General features: G+C 43.3%; 22 protein-coding genes. 9 read left to right on the forward strand and 13 right to left on the reverse strand.

Features of this window, described 5'->3' with window-relative positions; translation table 11 throughout:
* Positions 1-178 precede the first annotated feature (178 nt).
* Entirely contained in the window at positions 179-1,471 is a 1,293-nt protein-coding gene (locus RG47T_RS16425; protein WP_074490477.1) for a DASH family cryptochrome, read from the reverse strand.
* A gap of 248 nt (positions 1,472-1,719) precedes the next feature.
* The gene (locus RG47T_RS26980) at positions 1,720-1,866 is read right to left on the reverse strand and encodes a DUF2256 domain-containing protein (RefSeq protein WP_216351066.1); all 147 of its coding nucleotides are present in this window, start codon (positions 1,864-1,866) and stop codon (positions 1,720-1,722) included.
* 127 nt (positions 1,867-1,993) lie between these two features.
* Between RG47T_RS26980 and RG47T_RS16435 the strand changes: the two genes are divergently transcribed.
* The 6 genes from RG47T_RS16435 (at position 1,994) to RG47T_RS16460 (ending at position 8,089) form a co-directional block, all read left to right on the forward strand.
* Positions 1,994-2,647 carry a TetR family transcriptional regulator C-terminal domain-containing protein gene (locus RG47T_RS16435; RefSeq protein WP_074490478.1) on the forward strand — a complete coding sequence of 218 codons (654 nt, stop codon included), beginning with the start codon at positions 1,994-1,996 and terminating at the stop codon, positions 2,645-2,647.
* A 105-nt stretch (positions 2,648-2,752) separates the two neighbouring features.
* Entirely contained in the window at positions 2,753-3,421 is a 669-nt protein-coding gene (locus RG47T_RS16440) for an HAD family hydrolase (protein WP_074490479.1), read from the forward strand.
* Positions 3,418-4,737 (forward strand): ABC1 kinase family protein, encoded by a 1,320-nt coding sequence (locus RG47T_RS16445; protein WP_074490480.1) that lies wholly within the window; start codon positions 3,418-3,420, stop codon positions 4,735-4,737. Before RG47T_RS16440 ends, RG47T_RS16445 begins: the two co-directional genes overlap by 4 nt.
* Positions 4,738-4,982: 245 nt before the next feature.
* Positions 4,983-5,861, forward strand: coding sequence for an NAD(P)H-binding protein (locus tag RG47T_RS16450; RefSeq protein ID WP_074490481.1), 879 nt, complete (start codon positions 4,983-4,985; stop codon positions 5,859-5,861).
* A gap of 19 nt (positions 5,862-5,880) precedes the next feature.
* The gene (locus RG47T_RS16455; protein WP_074490482.1) at positions 5,881-6,789 is read left to right on the forward strand and encodes a TIGR01777 family oxidoreductase; all 909 of its coding nucleotides are present in this window, start codon (positions 5,881-5,883) and stop codon (positions 6,787-6,789) included.
* Positions 6,782-8,089: a cryptochrome/photolyase family protein gene (locus tag RG47T_RS16460; protein WP_074490483.1), complete on the forward strand. Its 1,308-nt coding sequence runs from the start codon at positions 6,782-6,784 to the stop codon at positions 8,087-8,089. The genes RG47T_RS16455 and RG47T_RS16460 overlap by 8 nt, the downstream gene beginning before the upstream one ends.
* A gap of 4 nt (positions 8,090-8,093) precedes the next feature.
* Here RG47T_RS16460 and RG47T_RS16465 read toward each other — a convergent pair whose 3' ends face one another.
* The 4 genes from RG47T_RS16465 to ggt form a co-directional block, all read right to left on the reverse strand.
* Positions 8,094-9,062: an FKBP-type peptidyl-prolyl cis-trans isomerase gene (locus tag RG47T_RS16465; RefSeq protein WP_083627437.1), complete on the reverse strand. Its 969-nt coding sequence runs from the start codon at positions 9,060-9,062 to the stop codon at positions 8,094-8,096.
* 3 nt (positions 9,063-9,065) lie between these two features.
* Positions 9,066-9,611 carry an FKBP-type peptidyl-prolyl cis-trans isomerase gene (locus RG47T_RS16470; RefSeq protein WP_171972546.1) on the reverse strand — a complete coding sequence of 182 codons (546 nt, stop codon included), beginning with the start codon at positions 9,609-9,611 and terminating at the stop codon, positions 9,066-9,068.
* Between the two features lie 128 nt (positions 9,612-9,739).
* On the reverse strand, positions 9,740-10,189 hold the full coding sequence (locus RG47T_RS16475) for a MarR family winged helix-turn-helix transcriptional regulator (RefSeq protein WP_074490486.1): 450 nt from the start codon (positions 10,187-10,189) through the stop codon (positions 9,740-9,742).
* A gap of 51 nt (positions 10,190-10,240) precedes the next feature.
* Entirely contained in the window at positions 10,241-11,938 is a 1,698-nt protein-coding gene (gene ggt / locus RG47T_RS16480; protein WP_074490487.1) for a gamma-glutamyltransferase, read from the reverse strand.
* Positions 11,939-12,171: 233 nt separating this feature from the next.
* On the opposite strand from ggt, the gene RG47T_RS16485 reads away from it, so the two are divergent.
* A complete protein-coding gene (locus tag RG47T_RS16485; protein WP_074490488.1) occupies positions 12,172-12,663 on the forward strand; it encodes a hypothetical protein in 492 nt (163 codons plus the stop codon).
* Here the strand turns inward: RG47T_RS16485 and RG47T_RS16490 are convergent, their stop codons facing one another.
* On the reverse strand, positions 12,664-16,395 hold the full coding sequence (locus RG47T_RS16490; RefSeq protein ID WP_074490489.1) for a S8 family serine peptidase: 3,732 nt from the start codon (positions 16,393-16,395) through the stop codon (positions 12,664-12,666).
* A gap of 138 nt (positions 16,396-16,533) precedes the next feature.
* Here RG47T_RS16490 and RG47T_RS16495 point away from each other — a divergent pair, with 138 nt between their 5' ends.
* A complete protein-coding gene (locus RG47T_RS16495) occupies positions 16,534-16,977 on the forward strand; it encodes a hypothetical protein (RefSeq protein ID WP_074490490.1) in 444 nt (147 codons plus the stop codon).
* A 206-nt stretch (positions 16,978-17,183) separates the two neighbouring features.
* Here the strand turns inward: RG47T_RS16495 and RG47T_RS16500 are convergent, their stop codons facing one another.
* Both RG47T_RS16500 and RG47T_RS16505 read right to left on the reverse strand, forming a co-directional pair.
* The gene (locus RG47T_RS16500; protein ID WP_074490491.1) at positions 17,184-17,867 is read right to left on the reverse strand and encodes a DUF4136 domain-containing protein; all 684 of its coding nucleotides are present in this window, start codon (positions 17,865-17,867) and stop codon (positions 17,184-17,186) included.
* 78 nt (positions 17,868-17,945) lie between these two features.
* Complete coding sequence (locus RG47T_RS16505; RefSeq protein ID WP_074490492.1) at positions 17,946-19,595, reverse strand: NAD+ synthase; 1,650 nt, start codon at positions 19,593-19,595, stop codon at positions 17,946-17,948.
* Between the two features lie 69 nt (positions 19,596-19,664).
* Here RG47T_RS16505 and gldB point away from each other — a divergent pair, with 69 nt between their 5' ends.
* Entirely contained in the window at positions 19,665-20,705 is a 1,041-nt protein-coding gene (gldB, locus tag RG47T_RS16510; protein ID WP_074490493.1) for a gliding motility lipoprotein GldB, read from the forward strand.
* A 116-nt stretch (positions 20,706-20,821) separates the two neighbouring features.
* Here the strand turns inward: gldB and RG47T_RS16515 are convergent, their stop codons facing one another.
* From RG47T_RS16515 to atpA, 4 genes are all read right to left on the reverse strand, one after another.
* Positions 20,822-21,016, reverse strand: coding sequence for a hypothetical protein (locus RG47T_RS16515; RefSeq protein ID WP_074490494.1), 195 nt, complete (start codon positions 21,014-21,016; stop codon positions 20,822-20,824).
* A gap of 69 nt (positions 21,017-21,085) precedes the next feature.
* A complete protein-coding gene (locus RG47T_RS16520; protein ID WP_171972547.1) occupies positions 21,086-21,952 on the reverse strand; it encodes a DUF4349 domain-containing protein in 867 nt (288 codons plus the stop codon).
* Positions 21,953-22,091: 139 nt separating this feature from the next.
* Positions 22,092-22,979: an ATP synthase F1 subunit gamma gene (gene atpG, locus RG47T_RS16525; RefSeq protein ID WP_074490496.1), complete on the reverse strand. Its 888-nt coding sequence runs from the start codon at positions 22,977-22,979 to the stop codon at positions 22,092-22,094.
* Positions 22,980-23,117: 138 nt separating this feature from the next.
* Complete coding sequence (gene atpA, locus RG47T_RS16530; RefSeq protein ID WP_074490497.1) at positions 23,118-24,692, reverse strand: F0F1 ATP synthase subunit alpha; 1,575 nt, start codon at positions 24,690-24,692, stop codon at positions 23,118-23,120.
* Positions 24,693-24,696 lie beyond the last annotated feature (4 nt).

Here is a 24,696-nt window from a genome sequence, read left to right on the forward strand (position 1 = left end):
TTACAGTTAAGGCATCAGAATAGTGTCATCTAATCTAACTGCCGTCACGATGATCACTTGCTTCAAGATTCCATATGCCTGGTATATAAAATGCAATGTTTATTACCTGTCCTGTAGGATCCTGAAACAAGTTCAGGATGACGGGCGGTTATATCAGGTTATATCAAGGGATACCTAATTATGCTACGTCTTTACTATGCGATAACCACAATGCCAGGTAATCATCCTTACTTTCGGCATTTAATTTAGCCGTATCAAAGTATTTGTTTTCGCGGGGGTCGTTACCTACACCGGCTACAAAAATCCAGTTGCCCCAGTTGCTGGCAGGCGAATAATCTATCAGTACACTCTCAAAATAAAGCGCACCGCGGGTCCAGTCTACTTTTAATTCCTTGATAAGATAAGCGGCCAGGGCCTGGCGGGTTTGGTTATTGATAAAACCAGTATGGTTAAGCTCGGTCATGGCTGCATCGATGGCGGCGTTACCAGTGGTACCGTTTTTCCAACTCTCAAAAAGTTCGTCTTGTTTTGGGGCAACTTCAGGTGCTTCGGCTTTAAAACCTTCGGCATTAAAAAACTTGGTACTGCCGTGTTTCTTAAACATAAACCTAAAGTAATCGCGCCACAACAACTCGAGCACCAGTGGGTTGTTGTTATGATGAAAATGCTGCATCACACTCCAATACACCTGCCTGGGCGATAAACAACCCAGCGCCAGCCATGGAGATATGCCTGAAACATAAGTTTGCATACCATTGCGCGCAGGCTTCGAGCCCATTGCTGCCAGGGCATGCGTAATGTAGAGTTGCAACTGCTCGCTACCCGCAGTTTCGCCACCTGTAAAGGTAAAGCGGGCACGGCTATCGGCAAGCGGCTCTTCTAAGCCTAATTGTTGCAGGGTTGGTATTTCTCCGGGTTCTGCATTATCGGGCAAATCAATACGCTCAGGCGCTTGTACACTTGGTCGTACATCGCTATCGCGTTCTACCTTCTTTTTAAAAACGGCAAAGCTATCGGGGATATCCTTTATCGGGAAAGGCAGGTCTTCTTTATGGTAAAGGGTATGGCCTATAAAATGTTTAAGATTAAGTTTGATCTTCCAAAGTGCAGCTTCCAAGGCTTCAGAGATGGCAGTTTCCTCAAAAGACACCTCACGGTGATGGTAAACTTCATTCACCTGGTACTCTTGCGCCAGTTGAGGGATTAATTCGGCAGGGTTACCTGTGCGCACAATCAGATCGCCGCCCAGGGCTTGCAGGTTTTGGCGCAGGTTGGCTACAGACTCTATTAAAAACCGGGCGCGGATGTTACCTGTTTTAGGCGCACCAGCTTCGGTTGTTGTAAAATAATAGGGATCGAAGATATAAACAGGCAATACTTTATCGGCTTTGCGTGTAGCTTCTAACAATATCTCGTTATCGTTTACACGCAAATCATTTCTGAACCAAACCAATATTGTCTTATTGCTCATTCTATAGCTTTAGCCTAGCGGATTTGTAAAAATTGCAATTATTTGTGTCATTTGCACACACTCAATCAATTTTTGACATCTTCCCAACATTTCATCCACCCAGGGGTACATGGGCGCACTTACAGATTATTGTATAAAGGTAATATATTGTTGAAAGATAAAATATAGCGTAACATAAATTTTGCCTGTTCATTTTTAAATCAACAAGTGCATACTAATGGCACCATACAAACAAACGCGTTTTGTAATCATTTACTTCTTCTGCATCTTTCGCTACAATATTTTACATCATCCCAGTTCTTTTCCCATTTTTTGCGCCAGGCAAAAGGTAAGCTGCAATGCGCGCATATTTTAGTCGGCAGGTTTTCTTTCAGGATTCTTTTCGGTGCTGGCATTGTTTAATGAATGTAAATATTAAGCATATTGTTTATGTATTACATAATTATCTGCCGAATTTATAATACAAGCATGACATTTGCTTGTAGATATTACTGTAACTTTAAAGCATAAACAAGCAGCATTATGGCCACTATTGAGAGCATACAATCCGCTTATATAGATTATGTACTTACCCAGGGCGAGCAACCTAAGTCGGTATACGTATTTGCGAAACACAATGAAATTACTGAAGAAGAGTTTTATCGTTTCTTTGGTTCGTTTGAGGCATTAGAGCAAAACATCTGGGCCGAAATTGCTACAAAAACCATTACCGAAATTAAAACCCAGGAGATCTGGCTACAATACTCATCGAGAGAAAAAGCCCTGTCTTTCTTTTACAGCTTTTTCGAATTATTGAAAGGCAGCCGCAGTTTTGCCATTTACAGCATTAACAGGCAGCCTAAAAGCTTATCGCATCCACGGGTTTTAGATACACTAAAGGTGATTGTTGAGAATTTTGCAGACGATGTGATTAAGCAAGGCCTGGAAACGGGCGAACTGGCAGACCGCCGCTTCCTGTCTAAAAGATATAAAGACGGACTTTGGATGCAGTTTGGCTTTGTACTTAACTTCTGGATTAACGATAACTCGGCCGGGTTCGAAAAAACCGACGAAGCTATTGAGAAAGGCGTTAACGTAACCTTCGACCTGTTTCAACGCTCGCCGATTGATAACCTGCTGGAATATGGCAAGTTTTTGGCCAAGAATGGTAAGTTTAAAGAGCGAATGGGGGTGTAACCCCTCCAAGCCCTCCCTGAAGAGAGGGCTTGATGTTTAATCATAATATTAATTTTTAAATCCCAAAGTCTCCCCAACCGGGGGAGATTTAGAGGGGGCTTTTCTATGAGAAAATTTGCTGCCATATTTGATATGGACGGAACACTAATTGACAATAACGTTTACCATTTCAAAGCTTATCAGCAATTATTTGAAACACACGGTTTACCGGCGCTTTCGCAACAATTATTTAATGAGCAGCTGAGCGGTGTACCTGGCTTAATGGGGCTGCACCACATCCTCGACGGCCAGTTTAACGATGACGAACTGAAAGCCATGTTTGAGGAAAAGAATGAGCTTTACAAAAAGCTGTACGCGCCTTTTATTAAACCAATTACCGGTTTAGAGCACTTTTTGGCTGAACTGAAAGACGCTGGTGTGATTATGGCGGTAGCCACATCGGCATCGCGTGGCAATGTTGATTATGTGTTCGGGCATTTAAACATCCGCCAGTATTTTGATGCTATAGTTGATAATACAGGGCTTACCCGTGGCAAGCCCGACCCTGAAATATTTTTAAAGGCAGCCACTGCACTTAACATGCAGCCTGCCGATTGTGTGGTTTTTGAAGATTCGATCTCCGGCGTTAAAGCAGCAAATAGCGCCGGCATGAAAGTGGTAGCCATTACCACTACACACAAACCCGGTGAACTGAAACCCGTTGATATTTTAATTAACGATTATACAGACATCGACCTTAACAAACTGGCTGCATTATTTGACGATAAAAGATGAGTGACCAAAGTAAAGAACAAAACAGCATGCCAACCTCCAAAGTGGAGCGATCTGCCCGCTTTGTAAAAACCGGCTTCCAGGTTGGCGGTAATTATATTAAGCATTATTCTAAAAAACTCTTCAATCCCGATATGGACAAGAGCCAGTTGAATGAGGATAATGCTACAGATATCTACGCCTCATTAAGCGAACTGAAAGGCAGCGCGCTGAAAGTAGCCCAAATGCTGAGCATGGATAAAAACCTGCTGCCTACAGCGTATGTGGACAAATTTTCTCAATCGCAATATAACGCCCCTCCACTGTCGGGCCCGCTGATTGTGCAGACTTTTAAAAAGTATTTTGGTAAATCGCCCGAGCAAATCTACGATAAGTTTAACCTGCGGTCTACCAATGCTGCTTCAATAGGCCAGGTTCACGAGGCCGAACTGGATGGCCGTAAGCTGGCTGTAAAAATCCAGTACCCCGGCGTGGGCGACTCCATTTCATCCGACCTTAAGCTGGTAAAGCCTTTTGCTTTCCGCCTGCTGGGCATGAGCGAAAAAGAACTGGATGTTTACATGCGCGAGGTGGAAGAACGCCTGCTCGAAGAAACTGATTACGAGCTGGAAGTACGCCGTTCTATCGAGTTTTCTACCGCATGCGCCAATCTGAACAATGTGGTATTCCCCGAATATTTCCCTGCACTATCCAGCAAACGTATTATTACCATGAGTTGGATTGATGGGCAACATTTAAAGGAATTTATGGCTACTAATCCTTCACAGGAATTACGTAACCAGATAGGCCAGGCATTGTGGGACTTCTACAACTTCCAGCAGCACGAACTGCGTGCCGTACACGCCGACCCGCACCCGGGTAACTTTATGATAACCCCCGAAGGCAAACTGGGCTGTATTGATTTTGGCTGTATTAAAGAGATGCCCGAAGATTTTTATTATCCTTTCTTCTCGCTTACGTCAACCAATTTGTTAGATGACAAGGCCGAAACCATCAAAGCTTTCCGTGAACTGGAAATGATTTTACCGAAAGATTCGCCGCAGCAAATAGAGTTTTACTATACTCAGTATAAGCAAATGATCGGCCTTTTTGCCAAACCTTATCTGGGTACTACCTTTAATTTTGGCGAAACTGCCTTTTTTGATGACCTGTACAGTTTTGGCGAGCAAATAGCCAAAATGCCTGAGTTTAAACAGGCTCGTGGGGTAAAACACTTTATTTATGTAAACCGTACCAATTTTGGCTTGTACAATATTTTGCACGAGTTAAAGGCTGAGGTAAGGACAGATACTTTTAAGCCGCATTTGGTTGGAGCATAAAATCCAACCTTATTATTGATAGGCTTAAAAGCTATCGGGATTACAACCTCATAGCTGTCGAGGTTCAGTATTTTATATCCCCCTTCGTCATCCTATGCAAACATAGGATGACGAAGTATTTTAGACCGATACTAATCTGTTCCCAGTCGCCCCCCCTTTCATAAACGCCTAAAAAATCAGGCCTAAAAACTTTTAAACATCTATTGTAAAAACCCCCTGCTCTTTTTATTGTTGCAATTACAGATATGAAAGTGCTGCTTACCGGAGCGAATGGTTACATAGGTACTTTATTGATCCCGGCATTGCTGGAGAAAGGTCATGAAGTGGTATGCCTTGTACGCGACAAAAATTTATTTGCCAAACAAAGTGCTTATGCCGATAGGGTAACTATTATCACTGGTGATTTGCTGCGCAGCCATAGTATGGAGCCCCTGCCAACAGATATTGATGTGGCTTATTACCTGGTTAATGCCATGGTACAAACATCGGGCTTTGCCGGTTTAGAGGCTATTGTGGCTCAAAACTTTGTTGACGCCATCGACAAAACTTATTGTAAGCAAATTATTTCGCTGAGCGATATCGACGATCATTTAACCACTGTTGGCCTCTCGCGCCAGCATGTAGAAGATATTTTGGCCAAGGCCGACCCAGCTATTACGATATTGAAAACCACTATGATGGTAGGCTCGGGCAGCATTGCTACCGAACTGCTGGATGGGCTTACCCGCAAAATGCCTGTTATAATTGCTACAAACTGGGCCAAGGCACAAGAGCAGCCCATTGCCGTTTGTGATGTAATTAATTACTTAACAGGCTGCCTGCTTAATGAGGCTTCGTACAACAGCGAGTTCCATATCAGCGGGCCGGATGTAATTAGCTTTAGGCAAATGCTGATGATCTACGGCGAAATTTGCCGTAATACCGTTACCAAAATTGTTACTGTACCGCAGGTATCGGCTGCACTGTCTTCTTACTGGCTTAACTTTTTAACGCCTATCAGTTATTCGCATGCCAAAACGCTGGTAGAAAATTTGAAGTACGATTTGATATCGCGCGATGATGCGATATTGGATATTGTGCCCATGAAACGACTTACTTTTAAAGAAGCCTTACAACAGGCATGATATTAGCGGGTACTTTGGTATGCATAACCAACACATTTTAATTACCGGGGGCAGCGGTTTAATTGGTAAAGGTTTAACGGAACTATTACTTACTAAAGGATACACAGTTAGCCACCTGAGCCGTGGCAAAGGGCACGACAGCCGCATTAAAACCTATCAATGGAATGTGGATCGCGGCCAGATAGATGAGAACTGCCTCACTGGGGTTGATACTATTATCCATTTGGCCGGCGCAGGTATTGCAGACAAACGCTGGACTAAAAAGCGGAAAAGAGAACTAATAGATAGCCGCACAAAATCTATCGGATTAATTTATGACCTCATGAGGCGTAAACCAAACCTGGTTAAACATATTATTTCGGCATCTGCAACGGGTTACTACAGTAATCGGGGCGATGAATTGCTGACCGAAGAAAGCCAACCAGCCAAAGATTTTCTGGGTTATTGCTGCGTAGTATGGGAGCAAGCCGTAGACCAGGGTAAAGACCTGAACCTGCGAATTGTGAAATTACGCACCGGCGTTGTACTAAGTAAAAAAGGCGGTGCTTTACCGCAACTGGCACTCCCTATAAAACTGGGCATGGGTACCGCATTGGGTACAGGCAAGCAATGGATACCCTGGATACACATTGAAGATGCGGTTGACATGTACCTGCATGCTATTGAAAACACAACCATACAATCCGTATATAACATGGTAGCCCCATACCCTGTTACCAACAAACAACTAACCAAAGCTGTTGCCAAACAATTGCGCAGGCCTTACTGGTTGCCAAATGTGCCTTCATTTTTGCTGCGCGTAATGCTTGGGAAATTAAGTTTAGTTGTATTGGGCAGCACAAAAGTATCGGCCGAAAAGATTGAAAGCACTAACTTTACATTTAAATATCCCAAACTAGCCGACGCTCTTAAAAATATATATGGATAAAAAACCACTGACCATCTTTTGGTTTCGCCGCGATTTGCGGTTGCATGATAATGCAGGCCTGTACCGGGCTCTTAAAAGCGGCAACACGGTATTATGCCTGTTCATCTTCGATAAAGAAATTTTAGATCATCTGGAAGATAGAGATGATGCCCGGGTAACGTTTATTTACAACCAGATTGAGGCAATTGATAAAGAATTGCAAAACCACGGCAGCAGCTTATTACTAAAATACGATAAACCGGCAAATGCATGGAAAGAGATCATTAATGATTATGATGTGGCTGCAGTTTACACCAACCATGACTATGAGCCCTACGCCAAAAAACGGGATGCAGAACTGGGTAGCTTTTTAGCGCAGCATCAAATTGAGTTTAAAACCTTTAAAGACCAGGTAATTTTAGAGGGCCAGGAAGTGGTAAAGGATGACAAAACACCTTATACCGTTTTTACGCCCTACAAAAAACGGTGGTTAAATAACCTCACATCTTTTCATCTTAAAGCTTACCCTACCGAGAAATACTTTACCAACTTTTATAAAACCCAACCACTAAAGGATATTACTTTACAGCAAATGGGCTTTATAGAAAGTGAGGCAGTGTTTCCGCCTATTGAATATAAAAGTGTAATTGAAGATTACGCTAAAAAGCGCGACTTTCCTGCTATTAAAGGGACATCGCACGTTGCCCTGCATTTGCGCTTTGGCACCGTAAGCATCAGGCAGTTGGTAACCGAAGCTACCCAATACCCCGAACGTACCTGGCTGAGTGAATTGATATGGCGCGAGTTTTACATGATGTCGCTTGACTTCTTTCCGCAGACCATTGACAGTGCTTACCGGCCAGAATATGACCGGATAGCGTGGCGTAACAACCAAAAAGAATTTGAAGCCTGGTGCCATGGCAAAACTGGCTACCCACTAGTTGATGCCGGTATGCGCGAGTTAAATGCTACCGGTTTTATGCACAACCGCGTACGCATGGTAGTAGCCAGCCTGCTGGTAAAACATTTATTGATAGACTGGCGCTGGGGCGAACATTATTTTGCACGTAAATTGCTGGATTATGATGCATCGGCCAATGTGGGTAACTGGCAATGGGTGGCAGGCTCGGGTACAGATACCATGCCTTATTTCAGGATCTTTAACCCGGATTCGCAGTTAACAAAGTTTGATCCTAAAATGGAGTACATAAAAAAATGGGTTCCGGAGTATGGCACAAGCCAATATCCAGAACCCATAGTTGATAATACCGAAGCGCGTGCGCGTTGCCTTAAGGCATACAAGCAAGCCCTTGGGCGATAATTTTTTAGTTAGTTACGTATTCTATATTGAAATCATAAGCCAGGCAGCTGTTTGCAGGCGGTGTTTGTGTAGAAAACGAGTAGCCGCTGCTAGCTGGTGTTTTGCCAAAAGCCAGTGCCGATGGAATGATTAACGATAACTTTGCACCTTTGGTTACCAGTTTTAAACCTTCTTGCCAACCTAATATCATATTTTGATAGTTTACCGCAGTTGCGGTAGTATCAACAGCATTGTACTGATCAAAAACGGTTCCGTTAAATAATTTACCAGTGTATTGCAAGCCAACAACAGAACTTGATGTTACCGGCACAGTACCCGTACCCACCTGTGCAATCTTATAATATAAGCCAGATGCAGTTTTTGTATAACCAGTAAGCCCGTTAGTTTTCATATAGTTCTGTATAACCATATCATCGTAAATAGGCTGAAGGTTACTATTAGGCACATCCAGTACTGTAGTATTTATCATATTAATATAATAGTCGAGGCTTTCATTACCCGGTAACCTAGTACTGCCCGTACCAGAACCTGCAGCACCATAAGCAAGGCGCGATGGAATTAATATTCTGGCTTGTGTACCATCATTTACTAAAATATTTTTTATGGCCAGTATTAATCCACTAGGGGCAAGGTGGCCAACGTAGTTATAAGCATGGTTTAAAACAGTGTCAACAACGGTGTACTGTCCGTCGAGTGTTTTAATGGTGTATACAAAAGATACCGCGTCAGAATAATCAAGTACTTTACCTTTTCCGGGCCTTAATATCTGGTAATACATACCGGTTGTATCGCCGCCGCTCAGGTCGCGTTTCATACCGGTAAGGCCGTTGGCAGTTATATAATTTTGAATCTGCTGCTGATCGTACTCTTTAATGGTACTGTTTTTATTACTGTCTTTTTTGCACGAAATTAATCCTGCAGACATAAACCCGATTGTACAAAGTAGCAGAAGCGTAGTAAGCGTTTGTTTCATTTATTAATTAGTTACATCAAATATTGTTATCTCAAAATCTAGTAAAGCATTGGCCGGTAATTTATAATTCCCGTTGTCATACTGGCCATATTGCGTTTGCGGGTATGGGCCGTATGCATAACGTGACGACATTAGCAATCGTATTTTACCACCTTTATTAATTTTAGCAGCCTCTATCCCTAATTGCCAGCCCTTTATGGTTGCCCCCAATACGTACGACGGATTAAAACCACTATCGGTAGTACTGGTAAACGGGGCACCCAATGTGGTACCATTAATTACACTGGCAGTATACGACACCGTTACCGATGTAGAACTGGTATATAAGGCCGGTATTGTACCCGGGTCTTCTATCACATACCAAACACCTATGGTATCGGTTTTAGGCGACCCTACCTGCACAGCGGTTAAATTGTTTGCCTTTATATAAGCAACCAGGCTGGCATCATCAATTGCCGACTGGGCCTTTACGCTGGCAGCTACATCATCTGTTTTCTTACAGCCGGCAAAAATTACCAGGCATAATATTATACCCAACCACCTGTTCATACAGCTTTTTTCAAATGGCAAATTTATTGTTTTAAATTTCAAAAACGGCAGGTTAACATATTTTAACATTTACAACTAACGGAAACAGTTGTACAGAAATTATAGCGCAGCCACATGAAGCTAATTTTTTACGATTGAGGCTTATAGTTAACAGTGAGTTTGTTTAACTTTTTAAGGATATCAGTTAAGCCGTCTTTTTCTTTTTCGGTAATATGGTCGTTAAGGTAATTGTTAAATTCCTTTACCACACCACGGGCCATACGCCGTTTTTCTTTACCCAAATCTGTGAGGTATATTTTAACAGAGCGCTTATCGCCTTTATTAAGTTCGCGGTAAATTAAACCCATTTTTTCTACCTGGCTCAGCATGCGCGAAAGGCTGGTTGATTTGGCACCAACCAATGCAGCAACCTGCGAAACTGTGCTGCCTTCTTCCTCATCAATATTAATCAACAAATAGCCAATAGATTGGGTAATACCAAAATCAACTACAATTTGGTTGTAACGATTGGCCATTGTTTGCCAAACGATCTTGAGCAAATAGTCGATCGTTTCGTGGTTTTTTGCCTTATTATGCATGCATATCAAATGTAAGCTGATATTATCTACTAAGCAACTATAATTTTTTACTTACCAGCCTGCAGCAGTATCATCAGCGCGCGGGTCGGCACCGCCTTGCAGCATGCTGCCTTTTGTCACCAAAATAGCATCAACCCGGCCACTTGGCCCGTGTACAATTACTTTATAGCCCTTTTGCTGCAATTTATCTTTTACCGCTTCCGTAAAAGTACCAGCGGTTTCTATATAAACTTCATCGGGCAACCATTGGTGGTGAAAGCGTTTAGAGGCCACCGCCTGCTGCATATCCTGGTTAAACTCTATCACATTTAATATCGTTTGAAAAACCGAAGTAATGATGGTCGATCCACCAGGAGTGCCTACTACCATAACCAGTTTGCCATCTTTCTCTATAATGGTAGGCGTCATAGATGAGAGCATCCTTTTGCCCGGCTGTATGCTGTTGGCCGTGCCACCTGTTAAGCCAAACATATTGGGTACACCAACCTTGGCGCTAAAATCGTCCATCTCATTATTCAACAAAAAGCCTGCTCCTTTTACCACTATTTTAGAGCCGAAGCCTCCGTTTAATGTGGTGGTGATGGATACCGAATTACCTTCTTTATCTACGATAGAGTAATGGGTGGTTTGGTCGCTTTCGTAACCGGCAAAAGTACCGGGCTTAATATCGCTGCTTGGGGTTGCCTTGTCCCAGCTAAAGTTTTGCATACGCGATGTAATGTATTCGGGTTTCAACAAGCTATCAACGGGCACTTTGAAAAAGTCCGGGTCGCCTAAATATTTAGAACGATCTGCATATACCCGGCGTTCGGCCTCAACCACTACCTGTACGGTAGAGTCCTGGTTATAACCCCAACGGTGCAACGGATATTTTTCTACCGAGTGCAGCAACTGCAACAAGGCTATCCCTCCGCTTGATGGCGGCGGCATGGTAATGATCTTATAATCTTTATATCGCCCAATAATGGGCTTACGCCACACCGAGTGGTAGTTTTTAAGATCGGACTCGGTGATCATACCGTTACCGCTTTTCATTTCGGCAGTTAGCTGTGCGGCTACTTTACCTTCATAAAAACCGGCACGGCCTTTATCGCGAATCTGTTCCAGGGTTTTAGCCAGGTCTTCCTGGATCAGTAACTGGCCTGCCTCCCATGGGGTATCTTTTAAAAAGTACGTTTTACCGGGGTTCAGTTGTTTAAAACTTTCGGCATTCCGGTTCAGGTCCGATGCCAGGTGCGGGGTAATTTTGAAACCGCTACGCGCCAGGTTGATAGCGGGCTGCACCAGTTCGGCCCATTTTAGCTTGCCGTATTTGTTGTGCGCCTCTACCATGCCATCAACCGAGCCAGGGACGCCCGAGGCCTGATGGGTGGCTATACTCATGTTGGGCACCACGTTACCATTGGCATCTAAAAACATATTCTTGTTGGCAGCAGCGGGGGCCTTCTCCCTAAAGTCTAATGTATTGGGCAGCCCTTTTGCCGGGCGAAATACCATAAAACCGCCTCCGCCAATATTCCCTGCTTCGGGTAAGGTTACGGCAAGGGCAAATTGCACGGCTACAGCCGCATCAACTGCATTACCACCTTTTTTTAAAATATCCACACCTACCTGCGATGCATCCGGATATGCACAAACTACCATACCATTGTGGTATAATGGTGCCGCTTGCTGCCCATAGCCTGTTACAGCTGTTAATAGTAATGCACTAAATAATAAACGTGTTGAAGTTTTTAACCGCAGGATCATATATCACAGAATTGATTTTACTAATTAAGGATTTTATTGGGGAATAACAGGCGTATGTTAAGGATTTGTTTAATTTTCTCAGTCAATTTCTCTTTTCAACAGCTTTGATTATAAGCGCTTAATTCATTTTTAACATCAGTAAATCAAAAGCATAACCCTATTAAGTAACATTTTCGAGACATTTAAAGTCATAAAAAGTAATTGTGGACGTTAATTTGTATTAAACGCATACTATGAAAAAGACGATATACTTTATTATTGCTATAGCAGCATTTATTATTACAGGCAACCAGGCCCGGGCGCAAGACAATAGTTACAATACTGCTGTTGGACTAAAATTTGGCGGCTACGAAATTGGGCCATCCATTAAATGGTTTTTCAATAACAACCAGGCATTAGAAGGTATATTTGGTTTTCGTAAAGGTGGCGTTGTTGTAACCGGGCTTTATGAAATGCATGTACCCATATTTAATGTAGATAAGCTGAACTTCTTTTACGGCGGCGGTGCCCACATTGGTGGCATAGACAAAGGCACTTACAACGACGGCCGCGATATTTATACGAACAGGCGCATATTAATTGGTTTCGACGGTGTTATCGGGGCAGAATATACCATACCCAACTCCCCTATCAGCATCAGTGTGGATATTGATCCGCGCCTGGAATTGGCAACAGGTTCTGTATTTGATATAGCGCCTGCACTTGGCCTCAAATATTCCTTTTAATTAGCGTATTATAATTACCTTTTTAGCATACAGCTTACCTGCCAGTAACACTCTTAATACATAAGTGCCCGGTGACAACCCCGACACATTAAGCGCGGTACTGAAATTACCGGCATCAATAGTACGGTTATCTGTAAAAGCCACCTGCCCTACACTATTAACAAAAGATAGTTGAACATCACCGGCAGCTTTGGCTACAAACAATACATTTAATGCTGTTGATGCCGGTACAGGGTAAATGGTAAGCCCTATATCGGTACTATTATCGGGGTGGAGTGCAATAATGGCAAAAGCGTAATTATCTGAAATGGATTCGCAGCCGGTACCAACAACTACACTTACCTGGTAATTGCCGCTTTCTGTTGCTGTATAGGTTTGCCCCGTAGCGCCGGTTATCATAGTACCGTTATAATACCATTGATTGCCTGTTGTATAATTCGAGCTCAGCACATTGCCATTTTGTGTAATTACCGGCTTTATTAAAGCCACAGCCTGCCTGCTTGCCGATACACAACCATAACTATGTACTTTTACATTATACAAGTAATAGTAATACCCGGTTGAACCCGGTGTAGCTGTATTGCCTGTAATACTAAATATGCCGCCAATGGTAAAGGGATACCCCGTTACGCCTGCATTACTACGAAATATAGACGCACTATCATCATAGGCAACGCTAATAGTATAGCTGCCCGCAGCAGGTAGTATCAGGTTAAGATCATATACTTTACCTTGGTCGGCAGGATCGTCTGTTGCAGTGCCTAACACTGGCGTAGTACGTGTGGCGGCAGCATTGATGGTAACGGTAGAAACAATTTGGCCCGAAGCATCTGTAGCATTAAAAGTTATTTTGCCGCCATAACCTATATAAAGCCGTGCACTCTCTATCACTATTGGTATTTGCGTAGTTACGTTAACTGCTGGGGTAAACTGATTATACCCCCCGCCGGTAAATACACCTTTGGTTGCCGGGCCAACGGTGCCGCTAAAATCATTGATACCTGCATAATAGGTATTATTAACTGGGGGTGTCCCTGTTGTTACAGATGCGCCAACTGCAATAGGTATTACATCATTAGCGTTCTGATACCACAACAAAGCACCATCTGCAGTACCAGCGAGCTGATAACTTTTAGTGTTATTACAATAGTATGCTGTTAAGTTATTAGCTACGGGCAAGGCTGCAATTACCAGCGTAGCAGTTGCATTATTATTGGATGATACAAAATCGCCGGGTAAATTAGTTGCCCCTGTAAGGGCATAGGTAGCACCGGCTACGGTAGTATAGGTATTATTGAACGTATACTCTGCCTGTGTGCCCGGTGTTAATGAGCCGGTGTAGGTTTCATTAAAAGTGGTTATGGTATTATCGGGCGCGGTAATGGTTAATGTTACCGGGATGCTGGCTAATGTGCTGGTACCAAAATTTTTAATAGTGACTGTAAAATTGGTTTTGCCGGCACAGTTGCCGGCAGCTGTATTACCGCTAACGGCAATAGCACCGGCATCAAGAGCAGGCTGAATAAATTGCAGGCGGTAATCCTGCGTCTGGCCCTTAATGCTACTGCACGCGGTAACGGCACTGGGGTCTGTTGTTTCGGTTAATACAATGCGCAGGCGCGAATAATTGCCAACCGTTACATTACCGGGTATGGTAATATTGGTTACAAAGGTTCCGGTTGCACTAATGACATTAGATGTACCTATCAGTTCGCCGGTGTCGTCAAAATCGCCGTCGCCGTTCCAATCGGCAAATACTTTGGCAATTTTGTTTAAATTATTACCACTGCAGGCACCAACCGCTAAACTCAACGGGTAGGTTTTACCCGGCTCTAACTGCGCCGTTAATGTACCCGAATAGTCTGTATAAGTAGTACAGCCTGCCGCAGGTGTGTTATCAATAGAAGCAAACTTAAAGTTATTGATCCGCGAATCTGTAGCCGCCGGTACAGAAGCACAATAGGCCGAGCCGCCAATACCGGTAACAACCAGCGAATAGTCTTGCCCCGCAGCAGGCAGTGTTTTTTTATGTGTAACGGTAATAGTGTATTGCTTACCCGGTACCACTTTATCAACATACACCTGTTCTATATTATCACGGATATTATCTCCTGTTGTGGCTGTAGCTGCAGGCTGGTCGGGGTTTAGCACCCAGGGCATAAAAGTGTTGGTACCATCGCTCACGCGGATATCCAGATCATTAACCAGTTTTGGGGTACGGTCATTAATAGTGCCATCTGCAGAAAGCGTTCCCTGCGGATCTGTCCAGGTAATAGAAGCAACCAGTGCGCCTGCCCCCGATGCCGTTACTGTAAAGGTTTTGGTTTGGCCCTGAGTTAATGTATTTTCACTAATCAGGCTTTTGGTGCCGTTATCGGTAATGGCTTGCGCAGCTTTTTGCATATCCAGCAATCCCCAGCCATAAATATAATCGGGGCCAACGTTGCCTCCATCAAAAGCAGTATGGCAAGCCAGCCCTTTTAACGTAGCCGATTTCATAAATACGCCTGCATTTTGTTTGGCGTAATACTCCTGCAACAGGTATAGCGAGCCAGTAACATTTGGCGATGCCATAGAGGTGCCGGACAGGGTTACATAACTGGTATTACTCCCCGAACCCGACGACAGCACATCTACCCCCATCCCGCAAATATCGGGCTTTATCCGGCCATCATCTGTAGGGCCCCAACTGCTAAAGTAGGCAATAGCCACATCACTACGGGTACTTGGCCCAAAGGGCAGCTGGTTAACCGCGCCAACCGTGAGTATATTTTTGGCGTTAGCAAAATCTGGTATAATATCATAACCGGTATTACTGCTAATATTGGCCGGTCTTGGCCCCATATCTACCAGGGTAGTTGGGTTTACGCGCGTTTTATATCCCCAATAATCATCACCTACTGCGGGCCCCGGGTAGCCCCTGTTATTACCGGCCGATTCCACAATTAAATAATAAGGCTGTGTGTAAGCAATTTTATCCCAGGCCTGAGCCTGGCTATCATAAAAGCCAAAATTGTAATCAACGTTATCTCCCGGTAAACCATACCAGTTCCATCGGCTTGCATCACTATCATAATCCCAACCGGCAATAGTACCGTACGAATGGTTGGAGAGCAACAGGTTTGGGGCCGCGGCAGCCATTTCGGTAATATCATTATCAAAGTCGTAAGATAATAGTGTGGTTGCGCCAAATGCCATTCCCTTTGCAGGTGCATAAGCACCGCGTGCAATCATGGTGCCTGCCACATGGGTACTGTGTTCGCTTACTGCACTATTGGGGTCTTTAAGTGTAATGGTTTTACCGGCAAACTCCTGGTGTGTAGTTAGTACCGAGCCGCCATCCCATATAGCCAATTTACCATTTAAGTAACTGCTGGAGCCATTAAGGTTTAAATTCAAGCTGCCGCCGGGCTGCACCAGGTTAGTACGGGTTGTAGCCGCCGATATTACATTATTATCCGTTTTTACATAAATAGGGAAACCCAATTTACTTATGGCATGTAAAACAGTAATGCCGCCATCTTTGCGTTTATTGGTAAGTTTCCAGTTGTGTTTGGCAGCCAGGCTTTGCAGTTGTAATTTGCCGGCCTGGTATTGCTGGCTATATTGCTGCGATAATGCACTGAGTTCGGCCTTTTTTGTTTCGCTTACCAATGCTTGCTGAGCCCATGCACGGTTAAACAACAGGCAGGATACCAAGCATACAATTAAAGCAAAACGGGGTTTATTCATGATGGGGCGGTTACAGCAAATACACAACATTTAATACTTATGCCAACCAATATTGTGCAATTAGTTATACGATGTGTATGTTTATTTTGTTAAAGGTATATTATATACGTTAAAAATTACACGATTTAGTTTAAGGCCATGAAAATATTTTCAATCATTTCTGCAGCCCTGCTAATGGCTTGCCACACACAAAAACCAATGGTACCAACACAAGGGATAGCAGGTTATGTATACCGCGAAACCGGTAACCAGATGCCATCGCCCAACCGTGCCCCCCGAAAACCCAAAGGCATTAAATGCGACTTGTACATTTATCAGCCCACCACACTAAAGCAAACCACCGGAGATGCTACTGTTTTTACCGCAGTAAGCACTAAATTAATTACCATAGCCCATACCGATAGTGCAGGCCATTATAGCTTGAATTTACCGGTCGGCAAGTATTCGGTGTTTATAAGAACCGATAAAGGAACCTTTTTTGCCGATGAAAGTGATGGGGAGGGCATCTTAAACCCTGTAGAAGTTATGGTTAACAAGGTTACTGATCGTAATTTCAAATTGAGGATTGGGGCAGTTTATTAATGACCTTCGCTACCGCAAGCGCCCGCTTGTGGGTTAGCCCGGACATAATAAAAGGATTGTGCGATATTTGAGTTTGATGCTGTAGACCGGAGATGGCTACGTACTTCGTAATGAGGTGCTGGTTTTAAGGCACTAAAAACAAACAAAAAGCCCGTTACAGCTAATCTGTAACGGGCTTTTGTATAATGGAATAGCAAAAATCTTGCTTACATGGTAACCGGCAATTGTTTAAAGATGCCTTCAACCACTTTTGGTAATTCGGCAATCGTTTTTTGAGGGTTGCGGTGCAGTTCGCCTACGCCGAAACCTCGCCATACAATACGCTTGGTTTTACGGTCTATCAGGTCGATGATAATTGTACCTTCTTTATAGTTTTCGGGTACTGCATAAGTTGGACCCCAACCGCCGTAACCACCCCAGCCACCACCGTAACCGAAGCCGCCCCAGCCACCCCAACCGTAGCCCATACCCCAGCCGCCATAGCCAAAACCACGCCCCCAGTATGGGCGATAAAAACCGCCACCATAATAAAATGGAGAAGCGCTGTAATAATCGAGCCTTGTGCCGCGGCCAACTGATGATGAGTAATGTACCAGCAGATCCGGGTTTTCGTCCTGCATTCTTAAACCTTTACTTTGCAGGCTTAATATAGTAGCCTGCTTTATACTTTGTGTAGCACTCTGGTTATTATAGTATGCGTTTCCCGCATACATTTTACCCCTCACTGCCGGCTTTGGGTTGCTTTGATCGGGATCTTGTACCCAGGCAAAAGACTTATACTCCGTAGTGCTTAGCTTCGTAGTACCTGCTTTGTAATAATTATACGATGAACATGCTGAAATAAGAACCACGCTGAGTAGCATCAGCGTTGCATTGACTACCCTTTTCATAAGTTTATTTGAATGTACTTTGTTAGACTCATACGTTTACAAAGGTTTAACCGCAACATGAATATTTTGTGAGTTTTTTTAAGAAAGATATTTACCCACCAGCGGCATCCTCCGGCCCATACCAAACGCTTTAGGTGATACCCTTAGTATTGGCGGAGTCTGATATCTTTTATGCTCTGAAATATTCACCAAACGAATCACTTTTTTTACCAGCGCTTCTTCGTAACCCATCTTAATAATTTCTGTAGATGAGCAGCGGTGTTCCACATATTCTTTCAGTATTTTATCCAGCACGTCGTAGTCGGGCAGCGAATCACTGTCTTTCTGGTCGGGCCTTAATTCTGCCGATGGCGGTTTAACAATGGTATTCTCGGGGATGATCTCGCGCTCGCGGTTAATGTATCGCGCCAGCTGAAACACCTGCGATTTATAAACATCGCCCAGTACCGAAATACCACCGCACATATCGCCATAAAGCGTACCGTAGCCTACAGCAGCCTCGCTTTTATTGGATGTATTGAGCAATATGTAGCCAAACTTATTGCTCATGGCCATCAATAACACGGCACGGCTGCGGGCCTGGATATTTTCTTCGGCTATGTTAAACGGCAGGTTTTTAAACTGCGGCGACAAGGCCGATTCAAAAGCCTCTGTAATATTTTTTATAGCAATGATCTCAGATTTACAGCCCAGGTTATCTACCAGATCCTGCGCATCTTTAATGGAATGATCTGTAGAGAAACGGGATGGCAGTAACACCGACATTACATTTTCTGGCCCTAAAGCCTCAGCAGCCAGTGCACAAACCACGGCCGAATCGATACCACCTGATAATCCCAATATAGCCCGGCTGAAGCCAGACTTGGTAAAATAATCTTTGATGCCCAGTTTTAAGCCCAAGTAAATCTGTTCGATATTGCTCTGGCGTTCTACCATCAGGGTAACCGGCTGATCGGGTGTGATGCTCGCATCATCATTAAGGGTGTAATAGGCGATCTTTTCTTCAAAATAAGGTAGCTCATCAACCATGTTACCTACATTATCAAACACCAGCGAACCACCGTCGAAGATCAGCTCTGTTTGAGCGCCTACGTGGTTTACATAAAACAGAGGCAGTTTATAACGGCTGGCGTTGTCTTTCAATATGCCAATACGCTCCTCATCATGCGTATAAGCAAACGGCGAAGCAGCTATATTAATCATCACGTCCGGCTTTTCTTCAATCAGCTTATCCATTGGCCGGGTAATGTATAGCGGGTTTTCGATGGTATTCCAAAGATCCTCGCAGATGGTCAACGCTATACGGTGGCCTTTAAAATCGATACATTTAAACTCGGTTTCGGGTTCAAAATAACGGTACTCGTCAAACACATCGTAATTAGGTAACAGGGCCTTGTTCACTACAGCTTGCACTTTACCGGCTTCTATAAAATAAGCAGAGTTACTCAGTTCCTTGCCTTCGGGCTTATTGTTAAATGTTGGGATGCCTATAATACAGGCTATGTCAGTACAAGCAGCGGCTACCTTTTGGGCTGCATCTTCGCACAGGCCTATGAACTCCTTAAACTCCAGAAAATCGCGCGATGGGTAACCGCAAATGCATAGCTCGCTAAAAACAATCAGATCGGTGCCTTTGGCTTTCGCATGGTTAATGGCCTCGATTATTTTGGCTGTATTAGCTTCAAAATTCCCGATATGATAGTTAAGCTGGGCTAGTGCGATCTTCATGTTTGTAGATTGTTAACGTTGCGCTATAATTGCAACTCAAAAGCGTTATTTTTGTTCAAAGGCTAAAATATGATTTCTACCCCTGGCAAAGCAATACAAATTTACTTAATTTTTATAACGTTAATATTGCTCAGTGCGTGCAATGGGCATAAAAAAGTTGATGTAAGCAATATTCCGGTTGATGTTACCATTCAGCGTTTCGACCACGATCTGGATAAACTGCGCAACACGCCTATTCAACCACAAGCCTTAGCCCTGCAAAAAAAGTACGGCCTGTTTTACCAGGACTATATGGAACGTATTTTACCGGCCGGCAGTATTAAAGATACAGCCTATCTGGGTACGTTAAAAAAGGTTTTTGCCAGTAAAGATTATAACGTTTTAAAACACGATGTTGATTCTGTTTTCCCCAACCTCGATAAACAGAACGCCGAACTGACCGATGCCTTCCGCCGCATTAAATATTATTTCCCAAAAAAAACTTTGCCGAATGTATACGCTTACATTTCGGGCTTCCAGGCGCAAACTTCTATAGGCAATGGTTATTTCGGGATTGGCTTAGATCTTTTTCTGGGTGCTAACTCTAAATTTTACCCGGCACTGGTAGATAACTTCCCGCACTATATATCGCGCTATTTTACGCCCGAAAATATCACGCCACGGGTGGTGGAAGGTATACTGCGCGAGGATATGTTCCCCGAGCAGCTAAAAGATAAATCTGTGCTACAGAAGATGGTTTATAATGGAAAGATCATGTACCTGATGGACCAGATACTACCTGATGTTAGCGACACCACCAAGATCCGCTATACAACTGCGCAGCTTAAATGGTGCAATGATTTCAAAGCGCAGATCTGGGGTTATATTTTAGAAGAAAATTTATTGTACGATACCGATGTGCTGAAAACCCAGCAATACTTTAACGATGCCCCTTTTACCCCCGGCCTCGGCGAAAAAAATGAATCAGCTCCCAAATTGGGTGTATGGACCGGCTGGCAAATCGTACGCGCATATATGAATAAGCATCCAGACGTTACCATAGCCCAGCTAATGGCTGATGATGACGCGCAAAAGATACTCAACGATTCGAAGTACAGGCCGAAGAGTTAGAGACAAGAATCGAGAATTAAGAGATAAGACCTTATTTAAAACCTGCTCGTTAGTAGGCTACAAAAAAAGCCCCGATGTTTACACATCGGAGCTTTATATATTGCGTTAAAAGCTGTTTATTTCAATATTCCAAAAACAGTTCTTAAACCAAGTATAACGGCTAATACTAAAATTGTATTAGATACTATTGACCAAATTGGTGCCTCGCCTGCAAAACGAAGAAAAACACCAGCTAAGCCGATAGCTATAGCTACTACCAAAACTAAGTAATGGCGCTCGTCGTTTGCTTGTTGTGTAGTATTAGTGCTCATAAGATGTCTGTCTTTATTTAATGGCACAAAAATATAAATGTTTACCAAAACTAACAGTACTTTTTATTTTTAAATGTTATTTAGAATCGGTTTTTGCTTTTTGTGCCTGTAATAGCGATAACCTACCCAGCTGAATACCCCAAGTAAAATCAATAACCAAAAATTTGCTATCCCTAAAATTAATTCCTCAAAAAGTACAACTCCGTTTTGTAAAGCCATTCCAAACCTGTTGAAATACGAGTTTTGATAAGCAGACGGATTATCATTGGCTATAATCTCTTTATTAATGCGGTTGCTTTGATAGCAATGCAGATCAAGCACACTATAGTTCACAGCATCATCAATTTTTAGATTATTAACTTGTTCATCTATCATATCATCCTTTAAATACAATACTGCAGACGGATCTTTAACAACTATTTTACCACTTTTTTGCTGTGCAATAATCTGGCTTCTGCTTTTCAATTTAAGCCGACCCGACAAATAATCTAAGCTTTTATCTGTAATATCAAGTTTTCGCTCAGTTACATAAACACTTAACTTACCCACGTCATTCATAAAATCCTCAAGTTTTGCAGATGGTATTTTAACTGTTATATCAGCTACTGTCCTAATAGATGACACCCTCTTTACCGAGTCGTCAGTCTGGCGAAAATCTTTGGTTTGTTCGATAGTCGATGTCACATTATGATGAAGTAACATCCCATTATATTTATTCGTTAAGTTTCCAATGGCTTCATTGGTATGCTCCACATCTTTCACCTTAAAATTCATAGATGCCGTTTTTATCAGTTTCGTTGCGGACTGGCTGTTATCTTTATTTGCAATAACAGTATCTGCAATATTGAGAGCTTCGTAACGTGAAGATGAACCTTTACAAGCGGCGAATAACACTACACCGATCAACAGCATAGCATTTAATTTTTTTGTTTTCATGATCATAGGTTTTATGTTTTAATACTGGTAATCAGAAATAGGTAACCCTACACCGTATCATCGTTACAAAACCCTTAAAAGCCAAAAGCGCCGTCCCGAAAAATCGGAACGGCGCTTTCAATAAGTTGTTTAATACTTTTTATCCGTTAGACAATGCTGCTGCACCGCTCACAATTTCTGTAAGCTCGGTAGTAATAGCTGCCTGGCGTGCCTGGTTGTATGATAGTTTCAGGGCGCGTAACAGGTCACCTGCGTTTTCGGTGGCTTTGTCCATCGCTGTCATACGTGCGCCATGCTCAGATGCGTTAGAATCTAATACGGCACGGTATAACTGTATCTTAATATTTTTAGGGATCAGCTGCGCTACGATCTCTTCTTGCGAAGGCTCCAGGATATAATCAACCTGCGAGGCTGCTTTAATCTCAGCCTTAACTTCAGATTTTGGTACCGGCAATAATTGCTCGGCTACTAATAGCTGTAAACCTGCGTTTTTGAAATGGTTATACACCAACTCAACACGGTCATAGTCGCCATTAATAAAACCTGCCATAATGCTTTCAGTTACTTTAGATACGTCAACAAAGTTAATGTTGGTGTATAGCTCGTTGTTATTGCCAATAACGTTGTAACTGCGGCGCTGATAATATTCCTGTGCTTTTTTACCAATTGCCACAATAGATACCTTACCGGCTTTTAACTGCTCGGGGTATTTATCTGCAATAAGGTTATTAGCTGTTTTTATCGCGTTAGCATTAAAAGCACCGGCCAAACCACGATTAGAGGTTACAACCACAACCAGTACACGTACCGGCTCGCGCTCTTGCAGGTATGGCGATGAACCATCCTCCAGGCTTGCCGAAAGGTTAGCCAGCATCTCATTTAGCTTGGTAGCATACGGACGAAGCTGCACTATGGCATTGGTTGCACGCTTTAACTTAGCAGCCGAAACCATTTTCATGGCCTTGGTAATCTGCTGCGTTGAGTTTACAGATGCAATACGATTTCTTACTTCCTTTAAATTAGCCATTCTTTTTGGAGATGTGAGATTTGAGATATGAGTATTGAGATTGCTCTGCTACTCCACACCTCTCGGCTCCTTCTTCTTTTTTTAGAATGAGATGTGCGATTCTTTCTCAAATCCCACATCTCATATCTCATATCTAAATTAATATTTCCCTGTAAGCTCTTTAGCTACAGTTTCCAGTACAGCGGTAATCTGGTCATCAAACTTACCTGCTTTAAGGGCAGCTAAAGTCTCTGGGTGGCGCAGTTCCAGTTGGCTGGTAAATTCTACTTCAAACTCTCTAACCTTGTTTACAGGTACATTACGCATCAGGTTTTTAGTACCTAAGTAAATAATGGCAACTTGTTTTTCAACAGTTACAGGTGAGTATTGCGCTTGCTTTAACATTTCTACGTTACGGGCGCCTTTATCAATAACCAATTTGGTTGAAGCATCAAGGTCTGATCCGAATTTAGAGAAAGCCTCAAGCTCGCGGTATTGTGCCTGATCCAGTTTTAAGGTACCGGCTACTTTTTTCATTGATTTAATCTGCGCATTACCACCCACACGTGATACCGAGATACCTACGTTAATTGCCGGGCGAACACCTGCGTTAAACAAGTTAGACTCCAGGAAGATCTGACCATCGGTAATCGAAATTACGTTGGTTGGGATATATGCAGATACGTCGCCCGCTTGGGTTTCGATGATTGGTAATGCGGTTAATGAACCACCACCCTTAACCAGGTGACGGATAGATTCCGGCAAATCGTTCATCGCTTTAGCGATGTCGTCATTGGCGTTGATTTTTGCAGCACGCTCTAATAAACGGCTGTGCAGGTAAAATACGTCACCCGGGTAAGCCTCACGGCCCGGTGGGCGGCGTAATAATAATGATACCTCGCGGTAAGCAACTGCCTGTTTAGAAAGATCATCATAAACGATCAATGCAGGGCGGCCCGTATCGCGGAAGTACTCACCTACTGCAGCACCTGCAAACGGCGCAAAAAACTGCATTGCTGCAGGGTCTGATGCGTTTGACGCCACAACGATTGAATAAGGCATAGCACCTTTTTCTTCCAGTGTACGTACAATGTTTGCTACTGTTGATGCTTTTTGGCCGCAGGCAACATATATACAAATTACCGGCTGGCCGGCTTCATAAAATTCTTTTTGGTTGATGATGGTATCAATACAAACCGCAGTTTTACCAATCTGGCGGTCACCAATTACCAGCTCACGTTGTCCGCGACCGATAGGGATCATGGCATCGATAGCTTTGATACCTGTTTGCAGAGGCTCGGTTACCGGCTGACGATAGATTACACCCGGTGCTTTACGCTCTAAAGGCATCTCGTAAGTTTCGCCTTTAATTGGTCCTTTACCATCAATAGGCTCGCCCAGTGTGTTCACCACACGGCCCAACATACCTTCGCCTACACGTAGTGAGGCTATTTTGCGGGTACGTTTAATGGTATCGCCTTCGCTAACACCGTCAGACTGACCTAACAATACCACACCCACATTATCTTCTTCAAGATTCAGTACAATGCCTTGCAGGCCATTATCAAATTCAACCAGCTCGCCTGATTGTACTTGCGTTAATCCATAAACGCGTGCAATACCGTCACCCACCTGGAGTACGGTACCCACTTCTTCTAATTCAGTTTCTGACTTGAAGCCTGACAATTGCTGGCGCAATATGGCTGATACTTCGTCTGGTCTAACCTCTGCCATTTTA

The sequence above is a fragment of the Mucilaginibacter polytrichastri genome, assembly GCF_001911425.1.
GTDB lineage: Bacteria > Bacteroidota > Bacteroidia > Sphingobacteriales > Sphingobacteriaceae > Mucilaginibacter > Mucilaginibacter polytrichastri.

Bases quoted from the DNA above. Each gene is read 5' to 3' on its own strand.
- RG47T_RS16425 (WP_074490477.1), bottom strand. From the start codon at position 1,471: ATGAGCAATAAGACAATATTGGTTTGGTTCAGAAATGATTTGCGTGTA.
- RG47T_RS26980 (WP_216351066.1), bottom strand. From the start codon at position 1,866: ATGCCAGCACCGAAAAGAATCCTGAAAGAAAACCTGCCGACTAAAATA.
- RG47T_RS16435 (WP_074490478.1), top strand. From the start codon at position 1,994: ATGGCCACTATTGAGAGCATACAATCCGCTTATATAGATTATGTACTT.
- RG47T_RS16440 (WP_074490479.1), top strand. From the start codon at position 2,753: ATGAGAAAATTTGCTGCCATATTTGATATGGACGGAACACTAATTGAC.
- RG47T_RS16445 (WP_074490480.1), top strand. From the start codon at position 3,418: ATGAGTGACCAAAGTAAAGAACAAAACAGCATGCCAACCTCCAAAGTG.
- RG47T_RS16450 (WP_074490481.1), top strand. From the start codon at position 4,983: ATGAAAGTGCTGCTTACCGGAGCGAATGGTTACATAGGTACTTTATTG.
- RG47T_RS16455 (WP_074490482.1), top strand. From the start codon at position 5,881: ATGCATAACCAACACATTTTAATTACCGGGGGCAGCGGTTTAATTGGT.
- RG47T_RS16460 (WP_074490483.1), top strand. From the start codon at position 6,782: ATGGATAAAAAACCACTGACCATCTTTTGGTTTCGCCGCGATTTGCGG.
- RG47T_RS16465 (WP_083627437.1), bottom strand. From the start codon at position 9,062: ATGAAACAAACGCTTACTACGCTTCTGCTACTTTGTACAATCGGGTTT.
- RG47T_RS16470 (WP_171972546.1), bottom strand. From the start codon at position 9,611: ATGAACAGGTGGTTGGGTATAATATTATGCCTGGTAATTTTTGCCGGC.
- RG47T_RS16475 (WP_074490486.1), bottom strand. From the start codon at position 10,189: ATGCATAATAAGGCAAAAAACCACGAAACGATCGACTATTTGCTCAAG.
- ggt (WP_074490487.1), bottom strand. From the start codon at position 11,938: ATGATCCTGCGGTTAAAAACTTCAACACGTTTATTATTTAGTGCATTA.
- RG47T_RS16485 (WP_074490488.1), top strand. From the start codon at position 12,172: ATGAAAAAGACGATATACTTTATTATTGCTATAGCAGCATTTATTATT.
- RG47T_RS16490 (WP_074490489.1), bottom strand. From the start codon at position 16,395: ATGAATAAACCCCGTTTTGCTTTAATTGTATGCTTGGTATCCTGCCTG.
- RG47T_RS16495 (WP_074490490.1), top strand. From the start codon at position 16,534: ATGAAAATATTTTCAATCATTTCTGCAGCCCTGCTAATGGCTTGCCAC.
- RG47T_RS16500 (WP_074490491.1), bottom strand. From the start codon at position 17,867: ATGAAAAGGGTAGTCAATGCAACGCTGATGCTACTCAGCGTGGTTCTT.
- RG47T_RS16505 (WP_074490492.1), bottom strand. From the start codon at position 19,595: ATGAAGATCGCACTAGCCCAGCTTAACTATCATATCGGGAATTTTGAA.
- gldB (WP_074490493.1), top strand. From the start codon at position 19,665: ATGATTTCTACCCCTGGCAAAGCAATACAAATTTACTTAATTTTTATA.
- RG47T_RS16515 (WP_074490494.1), bottom strand. From the start codon at position 21,016: ATGAGCACTAATACTACACAACAAGCAAACGACGAGCGCCATTACTTA.
- RG47T_RS16520 (WP_171972547.1), bottom strand. From the start codon at position 21,952: ATGAAAACAAAAAAATTAAATGCTATGCTGTTGATCGGTGTAGTGTTA.
- atpG (WP_074490496.1), bottom strand. From the start codon at position 22,979: ATGGCTAATTTAAAGGAAGTAAGAAATCGTATTGCATCTGTAAACTCA.
- atpA (WP_074490497.1), bottom strand. From the start codon at position 24,692: ATGGCAGAGGTTAGACCAGACGAAGTATCAGCCATATTGCGCCAGCAA.